Source organism: Sphingomicrobium astaxanthinifaciens (assembly GCF_022865105.1).
GTDB classification, from domain to species: domain Bacteria; phylum Pseudomonadota; class Alphaproteobacteria; order Sphingomonadales; family Sphingomonadaceae; genus Sphingomicrobium; species Sphingomicrobium astaxanthinifaciens.
Genome location: NZ_JAKNYM010000002.1, coordinates 901308 through 914579, shown reverse-complemented (window position 1 = coordinate 914579; position 13272 = coordinate 901308). Strand labels below are relative to the sequence as shown.

The following is a 13272-nucleotide window of genomic DNA, read 5'->3' as shown; positions in this document are numbered from 1 at the left end:
GGCCGCCTCCGGCGTGCCGATCGCGTGGGGCTTAGGGACGGATCCTAGCGGTTACGGCGCGCCTCCATGTCGGCGATCGCCGACCGGAGCCCTGCTTCTGCGCCGGTCATCGCCTCGTCGACCAGCTCGGGATCGACCGACGACATCGCCGCTTCGACGATCGCCTCGATATCCATTGCGTCGAGCGATTGCTGCGCCGCGCGCAGCCCCGCCTTGACCAGTTCGGGGTCCTCGCCCGCGGCGCGCATGGCCCCCGCCTGCGCGTCGACCTCGGCGATCTGCGCGGCGATCTCGCGGCGCGCTTGGGCCAGGTCGGCGCGCATTTCCTCGCGCTCGCGTGTCCATTGCGCGCGCTGCTGCGCCAGGTCGGCAGCAAGGTCCTGCCGCATCCGCGCGCGCTCGGCGCGCAGTTCGGCGAGCGCCTCGCGCATCTTGCCGAGCGCGCGGTCGAAATCGGCGCGTTCGCGCTCGCTCATCGCGCTATAGGGGGTGTCGCTGTCGATCAGCGAGTGATCCGCCGCCGCGGGGGCAAAGGCCGCCGCGAGGCCGCGCGCGGCGAGCGGCGCGACCGGGGCGGGCGCGACCGGGGACGTCGTCGGGGCGGCCGCGGGAATGGGCGCGGTGGGCGCGGGCGACGCCGGCGCCGCGGGCGCGGCGGCGGGCACGTCGACGACGCTGACCGCGCGGCTCGCGGTGGCGGGCAGCAGCAGCGCGCCGAGCGCCAGCATCGCGACCATCGCGGCGGGGCGGTGGGCAGGGTTGGTCATCATCTTCAATCTCCGTTTCAGGCGGGTGTCGCGGGCATTGGCGAAGAGCAACCGGGCGGGCGCCGCCGACTTGGCGATCGCGCGGCCATAGTCGGCCCGGGCCTCGGGACCGCGCCGCGCCAGGACCCGCGCGTCGCACGCGGCCTCCTGGTCGAACTGGAAGGCGGCATAGGCCTTCCACGCGATCGGGTTGAACCAGTGGAGAGAGAGGAAGACGAGCCCGAGCTGGCGCGCGATAAGGTCGCCCGAACGGTGGTGCGAGCGTTCATGCTCGAGCGCGAGATCGAGCTCGGCCTCGCTGCAGCGGTCGATATAGTGTTGCGGCAGCGCGATCACTCGCCGCAGCGTGCCGAACGCCATCGGTCCGGGCGCGGCGGGCGAGACCATGAGGTCGATCCCGCCGACGTGCCCGACCTTGTGCGCGGCGGTGAGGATCGCGTCGCGGTGGCGGCGATAGCGCCACTGGTGGACCAGCCAGGTCGCCGCCGCCCCCAGTCCCCACAGCGCCAGCAGCAGGACGCTGCCGTCGGGCATCGCCGCGGCCTCCGGCCCGCGCATTGCGGCGACAATGAAGGCGTCGGCGAGCGCCGCTTCCTGCCCCGCGGCGGGGGTCGCGGCGGGAAGCAGCGGCGGCGCGGCGACCTCGCGTTCGACCACCGTCTCGAAGGTCGGCAGAAAGAAGCGCGCGGCGGGCAGGAGCCAGAGCGCGTAGGCGACCCGTGCCCCGAAGCGCGCCGCCACCGGCCCGCGCACCAGCAGCACCAGCAACATCAGCGCGCTCGTCCACGCGAGGGTCTCGACCAGCCAGTCGCTCATTTGCGCAGCTCCTTCAGCAGCGCCTCGATATCGGCGATGTCCGCCTCGCTCAGCGCCTCGTCCTCGGCCAGCTGCGCGATCATCGGCGTCAGCCGCCCGCCGAACAATCGATCGACCAGCCGGCGACTCTCGGAACTGACATAGGCCTCGCGCGCAATCGCGGGGCGGTAGAGATAGCGGCGCCCCTCGGCCTCATGCATGACCGCCCCCTTCTGCGCGAGGCGCGACAGCATGGTCTTGATCGTCGGCAGGCTCCAGTCGCGGCTGGCCGACACCGCCGCGGCAACCTGCGTGGCGCTGAGCGCGCGCGGGGCGGCCGACCACAGCGCTTCCATGATCTCCAGTTCGGCTTCGCTCACGCGCTTGTCCACGACTCGGCACTCCCCTTTCGATTACACTCGTAGTCATCGCGACTACAAACGTAAACGTCAAGCCCGCCGCGGCGGGCAGGCTCGGACGATCGACGAAGGGGGGCTAGCGCGTGGGCGGCGCGGCGCTGCGATCGGGGGCCGGTTCGGCCTCGCGATCCGCGCCCGCCGGGGGGAGCGTGGCCAGCTCGGCCTCGATCTGCTCGAGCAGCGCGACCCGGCTCGCCGCGCTCAGCTGTTCTGTCCGCGCGAGCCGTTCGCGCGCGCTCTCGAGCATGGTGCGATAGGTCGCCGCCGAATCATCGCTCGCGCACAGCACGACCCGGTGGGCGCGCCGCGCCCCATCCTCGCCCACGCTCTCGACCGCGGCCGCGAACGCGCGGGTCGCACAGGCGGGTTCGCCACGCAGCGCGTCGCCCGGCGCGTCGCCCGGGCCGCCCTCGACCTCCTTCGTGATCTCTTTCTCGATCACCTGCTCCTCGACCACCCCGTCGGGGCCGCGCGAACGCCGCACCTCGCGGCGAATCACGACCGGGGTCGCGGCGGCCTCCGCACCGGGCTCGGCGGTCCTCTCGGGGGGCGGCGCCCCCGGCGTCCCCATCTGCAACAGCAAGGCGGCAATCATCGGGCCCATCGCGGCAACTCCTCTGGTCATGGCGCGGGGAGCGAGCCTGCCACGAACCGCGCGGCGATGCCAGCGCCTCAGCGGGTCGCGAGCGCCCCGTCGAAGGCGGGGGCGTGCCCCTGCGCGGCGGCGCGCAGCCGGCGGCGCTCGAGCGCGGCCGGGTAGACCGTGCCGAACAGCATCTCGAAGGTGCGGTCCCAGCTATAGTTGGAGCGGACCATCTTCTTGCCCTCGGCTCCGATCGCGCTGGCGCCCTCGCGCCACACCCTTTCGATGTTGGCGGCCATCGCGTCGGCATCGTCGACCGGCCCCAAATAACCGGTGCCCGGGGGCACCTGGCACGGCATCGAGCCCGCCGCGACCCCCACCACGGGCAACCCCGCCGCCTGTGCCTCGAGGATCGAATTGCCCGCCACCTCATAGGGCATGGCTGAGACGTAGATATCCGAGGAGGCGTAGGCGCGCGCCAGCGCCTGCCGGTCCTTGAGATAGCCCGGCATGTGCACCACCGGCTCGAGCCCGGCCTCGATCTGCCGCTGGCGCCAGCGCCCGTCACCGAGGATCAACAGGTGCGCCCCCATGGCCTCGGGCAGCTTGCGGAAGGCGTCGAGCACCACCTGCACGCGCTTCTCGCGGTCGAGCCGCCCGGCATAGACGAGCAGCGGCTGGCGGTCGCCGATCCCGAGGCGGGCGCGAAAGGCGGGATCGCGCTCCTCCTCGCGAAACTGGCTGAGGTCGATCCCCTGCGGCAACTGGAAGGGCTCGTGCACCCCCATCTCGCGAAACTGCCCGAGCGCGATCGGGTTGAGCGCGTAGACCGCATCGAAGCGGCGATAGAGCTTCTTGGCATAGCGCCGCGCCATGTCGGCGGCGAAGCGCCCCACGCGCTTGCCCGCGACATGGTGGACCGCCTCGTAGAAATGCGCCTCGGGAAAGTCGGTGCGATAGCCCGCCACCGTCGCCGTGCCGGGGGTCGCGTCGCGGTAGCCGAGCGCCGCCCAGGGGAGGTTGTAGGGATCGATCGATTCGATCACGTCGGGACGGAAGCGATCGAGGAGCGCGCGCACCGCCTTGTTGCGCAGCATCAGCCGATAGTTGGGCTGGTGCGGCAGCGCCGGGCTCTTGACGTAGGCGGTGATCAACCGCCCCTCCTCGACCACCTTGTCCTCGGCGCCGGGGATGACGAGCAGGTGCTGCCAGTCGAGCTGGTCGCGGATGTAGCGCCGCTTGTAGCGCAGGTAGTTGCCCCCGCCACCGCCGGTTTCGGAGTAGTTCTGCGTCAGGTCGCACAGCATCGGCGGACGCCCGCTGGGGAAATGGGTTCGGTCAAGCATGGCCGCTCCCTTGACGGGTAAAATGGGCGAAAAATCGGCAGGATCGACAAAAATCGGCCGCGCCGCGCCGCGAATGTCGGTTTTTTTTACGCCCGCCGCGACCGCCGCCCCGCGCCTCCCATCATTTTTCGCGATTTTCCGGGCTTTGTGAAAATTGGCACGCCGCATGCAAAGTAAGAGGCGTCCACATTGGTTCCACAAACCAAGCAAAGGGACGGCGAAAACGGGTCTCTGGTCCCCGTCTTCGCCGTCCCTTTTTGTTACCCGGCGCGTCCGCGCGCCCGCGATCGGGCACCCGCCGTCAGGCGCCCGCCTTGTCCTCGAGCATCGCCTTGAGCTCGCCGCTCTCGTACATCTCCATCATGATGTCCGAGCCGCCGACGAATTCGCCGCCGACGTAGAGCTGCGGGATGGTCGGCCAGTCCGAATAGTCCTTGATGCCCTGCCGGATCTCCTGGTCCTGCAGCACATCGACCGTCTCGAACTCGGTGCCGAGGCGATCGAGGATCGCCACCGCGCGGCTCGAGAAGCCGCATTGCGGGAAGAGCTTCGAGCCCTTCATGAACAGGACCACCTGGTGGTCCTTCACCAGCGCATCGATGCGCGTCTTGATATCGGTCATGATCGTGTCTCCTGTGCCGGGGATCTGGTGGTCAGCTGCAGCGCATGCAATTCCCCGCCCATCCGCCCGCCCAGCGCGGCATAGACCTTCTGGTGCTGGCGGACCCGGCTCAATCCTGCAAATTCGGCGCTGGTGACGACGGCCGCCCAGTGATCATCGTCGCCGGCAAGGTCGGTCAGTTCGACCTCGGCGTCGGGGATCGCGGCCTTGATCGCCGCCTCGATCGCCGCGGCGGTCATCGGCATCAGTCCATGCTCTCGATGAAGTGGCGCCGCGCCTCGACCGTCTTGTGCTCAAGCGCGGTGCGGATGTCGGCCTCGCTGACGTCGCAGCCGGCGCTGGTCAGGTCGCCGAGCAGCTTGCGGATCACGTCCTCGTCGCCCGCTTCCTCGAAATCGGCGCGCACCACTTCCTTGGCGTAATTCTCGGCTTCGACCGGCGAGAGCCCCATTTTCTGCGCGGCCCAGGCGCCGAGCAGCCGATTGCGCCGGGCGGCGATCTTGAACTGCATCTCCTGGTCCCGCGCGAACTTGTTCTCGAACGCCTTCTCGCGGTCGTCGAAATTCCCCATGCTCTATCCTTCCGATGGTGACGGTTCCCCGCCGAGATAGAGCCCGCGACCGCGCCGCGCAATGCGCCCGTGGCGATTAGAAGGTCGCGGCCTCGTCGGCGAGCGCCTGCCGGGTCGCGGCGGCGACCTGCTCGGTCAGCTGGGGGGTGCCGTCGAGCCCGTAGACGTCATGCGCGATGGTGAGCGGCCCCTCGATCGCCTCGGCGGTGAGGTAGGTCACGAACACCGGCACCCCGGCGGGCAGCTGGTCGTGCGTCTCGGTGCCCGGCAGGTCGGGCACCCCCTGCCCCCGGTAGAGCCACGCGGCGAAACGGCGCGCGTCCTCGAGCCGGATGCAGCCGTTCGAAAGCGTGCGCACTTCCTTGTCGAAATAGTCGCGCATCGGCGTGTCGTGGAGGTAGATGCCGGTGGCGTTGGGAAAGTTGAACTTGAAGTCGCCCATCGAATTGTAGCGCCCCGGCAGCTGGCGAACCTTGAGGTTGCCGGGCTGCAGCGCGGTCGACCAGTCGACCTCGCTCGGCTTGAGGACCCGCGCGTCATTGGCCCAGCGGTCAACGATCTCATACCCCTGCCGGTCGAGATAGGCCTGCCCCTCGCGGCGGATCTTGGGCCCCACGGTGGCGCGCACGATCGTGTCGGGCACGTGCCAGTAGGGATTGTGGGTCGCATAATGGATGGTCGAGACGATGAGCGGGGTGCGCTTGTGCGGTTCCTCGGTGCCGACCACCACCTTCATGCTGTCGACCGGGCGCCCGCCCTCGTACATCCACAGCCGCTGTGTGGCGACGTCGACCAGCACGAAGCGGTCGCGCCGGGGCAGCGCGCGGGTACGCGCCAGCGTGGCCTTGAGCGCGGTCCGGCTCTGCTCGGGCAGCGCGCGGCCGTGCGCGATCGCGGCGGCGCGCAGCTGTTCGTAGACGATGTTGCGACCGGTCTGCTGGCGGACCAGCGCGAACAGCGAGGGCGACTGGGTCAGCAGCGTGACATGGTCGGCCCGCGAGAAGCGCGCGGGCTTCTGGTAGGGGTCGCCATATTCGATCCCCGCCACGGGCGCCTGCAGCGTGGTGACATAGTCGAGATAGGCGCGGTCGAGCAGCTGCGACAATTGCCGCGCCGCGGCGGCGTCGCCGGCCTCGGCGCGGGCGCGCAGCGCCTCCGCCTGCGCCGCGATCGTCGGCCCCTCGTCATAGCCCTCGAAATCGGCGGTGCGCAGCAGGGTGATGAGCCGCTCCGCCGCCAACCGGTGATCCTCGCTGCCCGACCAGCGCAGCGCGCTGTCGGGCGCCAGACTCGCGGCCGGCTGCGCGCGCAGCTGCTCGGTCGGCTGCGTGGGCACCGGGGAGCGGACCTCGTCTAACGCCGCCGCGGGGGCGGCGGACGCGAGCAACGCAAGGAGCGGGAGGGAGGGGGCAATTCGCATGGCGGTCATCATTCCTTACGCGCGTCCTATACCATCAAAGTTGGACGAGGCATTAAGCGCTCGTCACGCCGACAGGGCGCATCGTCGCTTCGTCCCGTTGCTGTGGTGTTGCCGCAACAGGGGCCGTTCGTCGCCGTTCCCGAGCCAACGGCACAGCCCGGCGCCGGTTCCGCGAGAGCGGCTAGCGCCCGATGGCGTGGAGCGCGATGAACAGCGCCGCGACCGCGCCCGCCAGCATCGCGCGCTTCCACTGCCCGCCCGCCGGCCGGCCGTTGCGCCGCGCCCCGATCGCGCGCTCGGCATAAGCGAGCGTGAACAGCCCGAACACCACCCCCAGACTGAGCATCCACCAGCCCGGGTCGTCGCTGCGTTCGACGACCAGCGCGGCGCCCGCCAGCCCGAGCGGCACCGCCCAGCAGCCGATCGGCATCAACGGCAAGTGGTCGGGGGCAGGCTCGGCCATCGCGCGGTGCCTAGTCCATCGTGACGACGAGCTTGCCCGTCACCTTGCGGGTCGCCAGCGCGGCGATCGCCTTGCCGGCCTTCTCGAGCGGGTAGGTGCCGGTCACGCGCGGGCTGATCTTGCCCGCCGCCAGCAGGTCGAACAGCTCCTTCACCTGGCGCCCATAGGCTTCGGGACCGCGCATCGCGAAGGCGCCCCAGAAGACCCCGCTCACCTCGGCTTCCTTGAGGAGCGCGAGGTTCAAGGGCAGCTTGGGAATGCCCGCCGGGAAGCCGACGACGAGGAAGCGCCCCTGCCAGCCGAGGCTGCGCAGCGCGGGTCCGGCATAGTCGCCGCCCACGGGGTCGAGCACGATGTCGAACCCCTCGCCCTGCGCGGCATCCTTGAACTGCCTCGCCAGCGCCTTCGAGGCATCCTTGTCGAGCGGGCCGCGCGCATAGATCACGCAATCATCGGCGCCCGCTTCCTTGGCGACCCGCGCCTTGTCGGGGCTCGACACGGCGGCAACGACGCGCGCGCCGAAAGCCTTGGCCAATTCGATGCCGGCAAGCCCGACCCCGCCCGCCGCACCGAGCACCAGCACCTGGCTCCCCTCGGCGATGCGCCCGCGATCCTTCAGGGCATGGATGGCGGTCGCATAGGTCAGCAAGAGCGCCGCGCCCTCGCGAAAGCTCACCCCCTCGGGCAGCGGGATCGCCTGCTTCGCGCCGATCACCAGCTGCTCGGCCAGCCCGCCGAACCCCGGCACCGCGATCACCCGGTCGCCCTCGGACAGGTGCGTCACGCCCTCGCCCAGCCGGTCGATGACTCCCGCCACCTCGCCGCCCGGCGCGAACGGGCGCGGCGGCTTCATCTGGTAGAGGTCCTGGATGATCAGCAGGTCGGGATAGTTGATCGCCGCCGCCTTCACCGCGATCCGCACCTCGCCGGGCCCGGGCTCGGGGGAGGCGACCTCCTCGAGCCGCAGCGTCTCGGGGCCCCCGGGTTCGTGGCTCAGCAGCGTGCGCATGCTCATTCCTCTCCCAGCCCGCGCGCGCGGGCATCGGCGACCACGTCCTGCGCGGTCATCCCGTCGAAGGTCCGGCGCCGATAGGCGTCGACATCCTTTTCGCGGTGCGAGCGCGCGCCGAACGTGTTGAGCGCGCGGTCGAAGACCAGCCGCTCGTCCATCGGCAATTGCGCGCGGGCGGCGGCGGCGGAGGCGGCGAACGCCTCCTCGCTCGACCCGTCGATCACCACCGGCTCGGGCGCCTCGCAGGCGGCAAGGCCGGCGAGCAAGGCGATCCCGAGCATCGCGTGCCTCAAAGCGCGACCTCGTAGGCGGCGGTCGTCTTCTCGGCGATCTCGGCCTCGGTGACGTCGGGTGCCAGCTCGATCAGCTCGAACTTGCTGTCATGGTCCTTGCGGCGGAAAACGCCGAGGTCGGTGATGATCATGTCGACCACGTTCTGCCCGGTCAGCGGCAGGTCGCAGGCCGGCTTGAACTTGGGATCGCCATTCTTCGAGACATGCTCCATCACGACGATGATCTTCTTCACGCCGGCGACGAGGTCCATCGCCCCGCCCATCCCCTTGATCATCTTGCCGGGGATCATCCAGTTGGCGATATCGCCGTCCTCGCTGACCTCCATCGCGCCCAGCACGGTCAGGTCGATATGCCCGCCGCGGATCATCCCGAAGCTGGTCGCGCTGTCGAAATAGCTCGACTGCGGCAATTCGCTGATCGTCTGCTTGCCCGCGTTGATGAGATCGGCGTCGACTTCGTCGGGATAGGGAAAGGGCCCGATGCCGAGCATCCCGTTCTCCGACTGCAAGGTCACCGTCTTCCCCTCGGGGATATAGTTGGCGACCAGCGTCGGGATGCCGATCCCGAGGTTGACGAAATAGCCGTCTTCCAGCTCCTTTGCGGCGCGCGCCGCCATCTGGTTGCGATCCCAGGGCATCAGCCATTCTCCCTTTCGCGCGTCGTCACGAACTCGATCTTCTTGTCATAGGGCGCGCCGTTGACGAGGCGGTTCACATAGACCGCGGGCAGGTGGATGCAGTCGGGGTCGAGGCTGCCCACGGGCACGATTTCCTCGACCTCGGCGACGCAGACCCTGCCGCAGGTCGCCGCCGGCAGGTTGAAGTTGCGCGCGGTCTTGCGGAACATGAGGTTGCCCGCCTCGTCGGCCTTCCAGCCCTTGACGATCGACAGGTCGGCGAAGATGCCGCGCTCCATGATGTAGGTCTCGCCGTCGAACTCCTTGTGCTCCTTGCCCTCGGCGACGACGGTGCCGACCCCGGTCTTGGTGTAGAAGCCGGGGATCCCCGCGCCGCCCGCGCGCATGCGCTCGGCCAGCGTGCCCTGCGGGCAGAATTCGACCTCGAGCTCGCCCGCCAGATACTGTCGCTCGAATTCCTTGTTCTCGCCGACGTAGGAGGAGATCATCTTCTTCACCTGCCGCGTGCGCAGCAGCTTGCCGATGCCTTCGTTGTCGATCCCCGCATTGTTCGAGGCGAAGGTGAGGTCCTTCACCCCTGAATCGCGGATCGCGTCGAGCAACCGCTCGGGGATCCCGCACAGCCCGAACCCGCCGGCGGCGATCAGCATGCCGTCCTCGAGCAGTCCGTCGAGCGCCTCGGCGGCACTGTCGTAGATTTTCTTCATCCATGCCTCCTGTCGAGCCTTCGCCTAGGCACTCGGACCCGCGCTGGCAAGCATCTCGCGCCCGCGCCCCGGCATGCCGCGATGCTTGACAGGCGCCCCCGGCTGGAGTGGAGCGCGAGGCCCATGATCGCACGCCTTCTCCCCGGACTCTCCCTCGCCGGCGCGGCCGCCCTCGTCGCGCTCGCCGCCACCCTGGCGCTCGGCACCCCGCTCATCCTCATGGGGCTCGTCCTCGGGCTCCTCCTGTCGGGCGTGGCCGCGCGCCGGCCGACCGGCGCCGGCCTCGACCTGCTCGCCAAGCAGGGGCTGCGGCTCGGCATCGTCCTCCTCGGGCTCCAGATCGCCTTCGACGACATCGCCGCGCTGGGCTGGACCGCCTTCGCCGCGCTGCTCCTCGTGATGGGCGCAGCGATCGGCGCCGCGCTGGTCGCGGGACGGCTCGTCGGCGCCAATCGCGAGACCGCGCTGCTCGCGGGCGGGGGCACCGCCATCTGCGGCGCCTCGGCCGCGCTCGCGATCCACGGCGCGATCGGTCGGGATCGGATCAGCGAGGCGCAGTTCACCCTGACCCTCATCGTGCTGGCGGGCGCGAGCGCGCTCGCCTTCCTCGCCTATCCGCTGCTTGCCGAGCTGCTCGGCTTCACGGACCGGCAGACGGGTTTCCTGATCGGCGCGGGGATCCACGATGCCGCGCAGGCGGTCGGGGCGGGGTTCGTCGTCTCCGACGAGGCGGGTCAGGTCGCGACCATCGTCAAGATGAGCCGCGTCGCGCTGCTCGCCCCGCTGGTCGCGCTGATGGTGGTGCTCGTCCGCCGCCGCGGCGCGGCGGGGGCGAGCGAGCGCCCCCCGCTCCTGCCCGGCTTCATCCTCGCCTTCATCGGCCTGATCGCGCTCAATTCGCTCATCGCCCTTCCCCCCGCCGCGAGCGCCGCCGCGCTCACCGCTTCCAAGGGGCTCTTGCTCCTCGCGGTCACCGCCACCGCGCTGCGCACCCGCCTCGGCGACCTGCGGGCGCTCGGCTGGCGCGCCGCGCTGCCCGTCGCCGCCGCCACCCTCGCCTCGCTGCTCGCCAGCCTCGCCGCCGCGCGCTGGTGGCTCGGCTAGCGTTGGCCCCGTCCCGCGGCGCCGTTCGCAGAACTTTGCGTTGACTGTTGCCGCCCCAGCGGGTCCATTCGGCGCATACGGTTTCATCCCGGGGGAAAATTTCGAAAATGTCCATCCTGTCCATGCAGGGTGTCACCAAGCGTTTTGGCGACATCACTGCCGTCGACCGCCTCGACATGCATGTCGCGCCGGGCGAGATCTTCGGCTTCCTCGGCGGCAACGGCGCCGGCAAGACCACCAGCCTGCGCATGATCCTCGACATCATCCGTCCCACCGAGGGGCGGATCGCGGTGCTCGGCGAGGCGCCCGGGCAGGAGCATGCCGACCGGATCGGCTTCCTCCCCGAGGAACGCGGGCTCTACCCGAGCATGAAGGCGATCGACACGATCACCTATTTCGGGCGGCTCAAGGGCATGGACGCGGCCACCGCGCGCGCCGAGGGGATGGCGCTGCTCGAACGCTTCGACCTCGCCGAGCGCGCCACCAGCCCGATCGCCGACATGTCCAAGGGGATGGCGCAGAAGGTCCAGCTCGCCACCGCGCTGGTCAACCGCCCCGACCTGCTCATCCTCGATGAACCCTTCTCGGGGCTCGACCCGGTCAACCAGCAACTGCTCGAGGCCGAGATCGTGCGCGCCGCCCGGCGCGGCGCCGCGGTCGTGTTCTCGACCCACATCATGCAGCACGCCGAGCGGCTGTGCGACCGGCTCCTCATCCTGCGCCGCGGGGTGAAGAAGTTCGAGGGCGACCTCGCCGCCGCGCAGGGCCTCGTGCCGCCGACCGTGCGCCTGACCGCGCGGGCCGACCTCGCCGCGCGCCCCGGCATCGCCGCCGCGCGCATTCTCGGCCGCGACGGCGACTGGACCCGCTACGAGGTGGACCTCTCGCCCGACAACGACCCCGGCACGCTGCTCGAGACGCTGACCCGCGAGGGCGTGCTGCTGCGCGATTTCGAGGCGCGCCACGCCGCCTTGCACGACATTTTCGTCCACCTCGTCGGCAGCGAACCGCAGGGAGAAGCCGCGTGACCAAGATCCTCCTCGTCGCCGCGCGCGAGTTTCGCCATATCGCCTCGATGCGCAGCTTCTGGGTGTCGATGCTGCTGCTCCCCGCCGCGCTGTTCATCGCCCCGCTGATCCACGACCTGCTCGAGGATGACGAGCCGACGCGGATCGCCATCATCGATCGCGATCCCGGCCCGGCGGGCGAGGCGATCGCCGCGCGGCTCGCCTTCGAGGATCGCCGCGACGAACTCGCGGCGCTGTCCCGCTACGTGCGCCGCTACGAGCTCGAGGCGGCCGACCCCGCCGCCCCCTGGGCGGTCCACGACCGCGCGCTGACCGGCGCCGACGTCGCCGCCTACGAGGACGCGGGCGGACTCGAGGCCGCGCTCGAGCGGATCGACGCCGTGCGTCCCGACGACGTGCGCGACTTCGACCCGCCGAGCCCCGATTACGCGCTGGTCGAGCCGCCCGCGGGGCTGGCCGAGGCCGACGCGGCCGCGATCGAGGCGCGCCGTGACACGATCTTCGACCGCGCCACCGCCGCGGGCCCGGTGCCCGACGACATCGTCCTGATCGAGACCGACGCGGACGGCCGCCCCGTGATCCACCTCGTCTCGCGCGATCGCCCCGACGCGACCCTGCTCGGGATCGTCCGCGAGGAAGCCGCGCGCGCCCTGCGCACGCAGGCGCTCGCCGAACGCGGGGTCGACCCCGCCGACAGCGCGACAATCGAGGCGCTCGCGCCGCCGATCATGATCTCCACCCCCCAGCCCGGCGGCGGCGCGCGCGAGACGCATGTGATCCGCTCGATCCTGCCCCTCGCGCTCGCCTACATGCTGCTGATGAGCCTGCTGCTCTCGGGCAACTGGATGGTGCAGGGCGCGGTCGAGGAACGCGGCTCCAAGCTGGTCGAATCGGTGATCGCCTGCGTGCGTCCCTGGCAGCTCATGATGGGCAAGCTCGTCGGCACCACCGCGGTTGGGCTGTCGATGATCCTCGTCTGGGTCGGCTGCGCCATCGTCGCGGCGCTGATGACCAAGGGCATCGTCGCCGACCTCCTCCGCCCTGCGCTCGACAGCATCGCCACCCCCGGCGCGATCCTCGCGATCGTCTACTTCTTCGTGCTCGGCTACGTCATGCTCTCCACCCTGTTCCTCGCGATCGGGGTGCTGAGCGACAATATGAACGAGGCGCAGGGGTTCATCATGCCGATGATGATGATCATTCTCCTGCCGGTGATGTACATGCTCCAGGCGATCGTCCAGGATGCCGGCGGGATCGGGCTGCAGATCATGACCTGGTTCCCCCCCGTCACCCCCTTCGCGGTGCTCGCCCGGCTCGGCGCCGGGATCGAGACGTGGGAGCTGGTCGGCACCGCGATCCTGCTCGCCGCCTTCACCGCGCTGATGCTCTGGCTGGTGGGCCGCCTGTTTCAGGCGAGCCTCCTCAAGAGCGGGCAGAAGAGCGGGATCGGCCAGCTGATCGACCGTTTCCGCATCGCGCAGGACTAGCCCCGCGCCCGGCGCAA

General features: G+C 70.3%; 16 protein-coding genes. 3 read left to right on the top strand and 13 right to left on the bottom strand.

Annotation, left to right across the window (positions count from 1 at the left end; all coding sequences use genetic code 11):
- Nucleotides 1–44: 44 nt before the first annotated feature.
- The 13 genes from L8951_RS08425 to L8951_RS08365 all read right to left on the bottom strand — a co-directional run bounded on the left by L8951_RS08425 (nucleotide 45) and on the right by L8951_RS08365 (nucleotide 9636).
- The gene (locus L8951_RS08425) at nucleotides 45–1583 is read right to left on the bottom strand and encodes a M56 family metallopeptidase (protein ID WP_244382545.1); all 1539 of its coding nucleotides are present in this window, start codon (nucleotides 1581–1583) and stop codon (nucleotides 45–47) included.
- The gene (locus L8951_RS08420; protein WP_244382544.1) at nucleotides 1580–1954 is read right to left on the bottom strand and encodes a BlaI/MecI/CopY family transcriptional regulator; all 375 of its coding nucleotides are present in this window, start codon (nucleotides 1952–1954) and stop codon (nucleotides 1580–1582) included. The genes L8951_RS08425 and L8951_RS08420 overlap by 4 nt, the downstream gene beginning before the upstream one ends.
- A gap of 103 nt (nucleotides 1955–2057) precedes the next feature.
- A complete protein-coding gene (locus L8951_RS08415; RefSeq protein WP_244382543.1) occupies nucleotides 2058–2585 on the bottom strand; it encodes a hypothetical protein in 528 nt (175 codons plus the stop codon).
- Nucleotides 2586–2653: 68 nt separating this feature from the next.
- Nucleotides 2654–3910 carry a glycosyltransferase gene (locus tag L8951_RS08410; RefSeq protein ID WP_244382542.1) on the bottom strand — a complete coding sequence of 419 codons (1257 nt, stop codon included), beginning with the start codon at nucleotides 3908–3910 and terminating at the stop codon, nucleotides 2654–2656.
- Between the two features lie 301 nt (nucleotides 3911–4211).
- Nucleotides 4212–4532, bottom strand: coding sequence for a Grx4 family monothiol glutaredoxin (grxD, locus tag L8951_RS08405; RefSeq protein ID WP_244382541.1), 321 nt, complete (start codon nucleotides 4530–4532; stop codon nucleotides 4212–4214).
- Entirely contained in the window at nucleotides 4529–4777 is a 249-nt protein-coding gene (locus tag L8951_RS08400) for a BolA/IbaG family iron-sulfur metabolism protein (RefSeq protein ID WP_244382540.1), read from the bottom strand. The genes grxD and L8951_RS08400 overlap by 4 nt, the downstream gene beginning before the upstream one ends.
- Nucleotides 4777–5103, bottom strand: coding sequence for a DUF1476 domain-containing protein (locus tag L8951_RS08395; protein ID WP_244382539.1), 327 nt, complete (start codon nucleotides 5101–5103; stop codon nucleotides 4777–4779). Before L8951_RS08395 ends, L8951_RS08400 begins: the two co-directional genes overlap by 1 nt.
- Before the next feature lie 76 nt (nucleotides 5104–5179).
- Nucleotides 5180–6523, bottom strand: coding sequence for a L,D-transpeptidase family protein (locus tag L8951_RS08390; protein ID WP_244382538.1), 1344 nt, complete (start codon nucleotides 6521–6523; stop codon nucleotides 5180–5182).
- Nucleotides 6524–6704: 181 nt separating this feature from the next.
- Nucleotides 6705–6986 (bottom strand): hypothetical protein, encoded by a 282-nt coding sequence (locus tag L8951_RS08385; protein WP_244382537.1) that lies wholly within the window; start codon nucleotides 6984–6986, stop codon nucleotides 6705–6707.
- Nucleotides 6987–6996: 10 nt separating this feature from the next.
- Nucleotides 6997–7995 carry an NADPH:quinone oxidoreductase family protein gene (locus tag L8951_RS08380; protein WP_244382536.1) on the bottom strand — a complete coding sequence of 333 codons (999 nt, stop codon included), beginning with the start codon at nucleotides 7993–7995 and terminating at the stop codon, nucleotides 6997–6999.
- Nucleotides 7996–7997: 2 nt separating this feature from the next.
- The gene (locus tag L8951_RS08375; RefSeq protein ID WP_244382535.1) at nucleotides 7998–8279 is read right to left on the bottom strand and encodes a DUF6694 family lipoprotein; all 282 of its coding nucleotides are present in this window, start codon (nucleotides 8277–8279) and stop codon (nucleotides 7998–8000) included.
- Nucleotides 8280–8287: 8 nt separating this feature from the next.
- Nucleotides 8288–8929 carry a 3-oxoacid CoA-transferase subunit B gene (locus L8951_RS08370; protein ID WP_244382534.1) on the bottom strand — a complete coding sequence of 214 codons (642 nt, stop codon included), beginning with the start codon at nucleotides 8927–8929 and terminating at the stop codon, nucleotides 8288–8290.
- Nucleotides 8929–9636 (bottom strand): CoA transferase subunit A, encoded by a 708-nt coding sequence (locus L8951_RS08365; protein WP_244382533.1) that lies wholly within the window; start codon nucleotides 9634–9636, stop codon nucleotides 8929–8931. The genes L8951_RS08370 and L8951_RS08365 overlap by 1 nt, the downstream gene beginning before the upstream one ends.
- A gap of 123 nt (nucleotides 9637–9759) precedes the next feature.
- Here L8951_RS08365 and L8951_RS08360 point away from each other — a divergent pair, with 123 nt between their 5' ends.
- The 3 genes from L8951_RS08360 (at nucleotide 9760) to L8951_RS08350 (ending at nucleotide 13255) form a co-directional block, all read left to right on the top strand.
- Entirely contained in the window at nucleotides 9760–10740 is a 981-nt protein-coding gene (locus L8951_RS08360) for a YeiH family protein (RefSeq protein ID WP_244382532.1), read from the top strand.
- Nucleotides 10741–10847: 107 nt separating this feature from the next.
- Nucleotides 10848–11768 carry an ABC transporter ATP-binding protein gene (locus L8951_RS08355; RefSeq protein ID WP_244382531.1) on the top strand — a complete coding sequence of 307 codons (921 nt, stop codon included), beginning with the start codon at nucleotides 10848–10850 and terminating at the stop codon, nucleotides 11766–11768.
- On the top strand, nucleotides 11765–13255 hold the full coding sequence (locus L8951_RS08350) for an ABC transporter permease (RefSeq protein ID WP_244382530.1): 1491 nt from the start codon (nucleotides 11765–11767) through the stop codon (nucleotides 13253–13255). The genes L8951_RS08355 and L8951_RS08350 overlap by 4 nt, the downstream gene beginning before the upstream one ends.
- The last annotated feature ends 17 nt before the right edge of the window (nucleotides 13256–13272 follow it).

Coding starts and splice junctions, on each gene's coding strand:
- L8951_RS08425 (WP_244382545.1), bottom strand. CDS start 1,583: ATGAGCGACTGGCTGGTCGAGACCCTCGCGTGGACGAGCGCGCTGATG.
- L8951_RS08415 (WP_244382543.1), bottom strand. CDS start 2,585: ATGGGCCCGATGATTGCCGCCTTGCTGTTGCAGATGGGGACGCCGGGG.
- L8951_RS08410 (WP_244382542.1), bottom strand. CDS start 3,910: ATGCTTGACCGAACCCATTTCCCCAGCGGGCGTCCGCCGATGCTGTGC.
- grxD (WP_244382541.1), bottom strand. CDS start 4,532: ATGACCGATATCAAGACGCGCATCGATGCGCTGGTGAAGGACCACCAG.
- L8951_RS08400 (WP_244382540.1), bottom strand. CDS start 4,777: ATGCCGATGACCGCCGCGGCGATCGAGGCGGCGATCAAGGCCGCGATC.
- L8951_RS08395 (WP_244382539.1), bottom strand. CDS start 5,103: ATGGGGAATTTCGACGACCGCGAGAAGGCGTTCGAGAACAAGTTCGCG.
- L8951_RS08390 (WP_244382538.1), bottom strand. CDS start 6,523: ATGCGAATTGCCCCCTCCCTCCCGCTCCTTGCGTTGCTCGCGTCCGCC.
- L8951_RS08385 (WP_244382537.1), bottom strand. CDS start 6,986: ATGGCCGAGCCTGCCCCCGACCACTTGCCGTTGATGCCGATCGGCTGC.
- L8951_RS08380 (WP_244382536.1), bottom strand. CDS start 7,995: ATGCGCACGCTGCTGAGCCACGAACCCGGGGGCCCCGAGACGCTGCGG.
- L8951_RS08375 (WP_244382535.1), bottom strand. CDS start 8,279: ATGCTCGGGATCGCCTTGCTCGCCGGCCTTGCCGCCTGCGAGGCGCCC.
- L8951_RS08370 (WP_244382534.1), bottom strand. CDS start 8,929: ATGCCCTGGGATCGCAACCAGATGGCGGCGCGCGCCGCAAAGGAGCTG.
- L8951_RS08365 (WP_244382533.1), bottom strand. CDS start 9,636: ATGAAGAAAATCTACGACAGTGCCGCCGAGGCGCTCGACGGACTGCTC.
- L8951_RS08360 (WP_244382532.1), top strand. CDS start 9,760: ATGATCGCACGCCTTCTCCCCGGACTCTCCCTCGCCGGCGCGGCCGCC.
- L8951_RS08355 (WP_244382531.1), top strand. CDS start 10,848: ATGTCCATCCTGTCCATGCAGGGTGTCACCAAGCGTTTTGGCGACATC.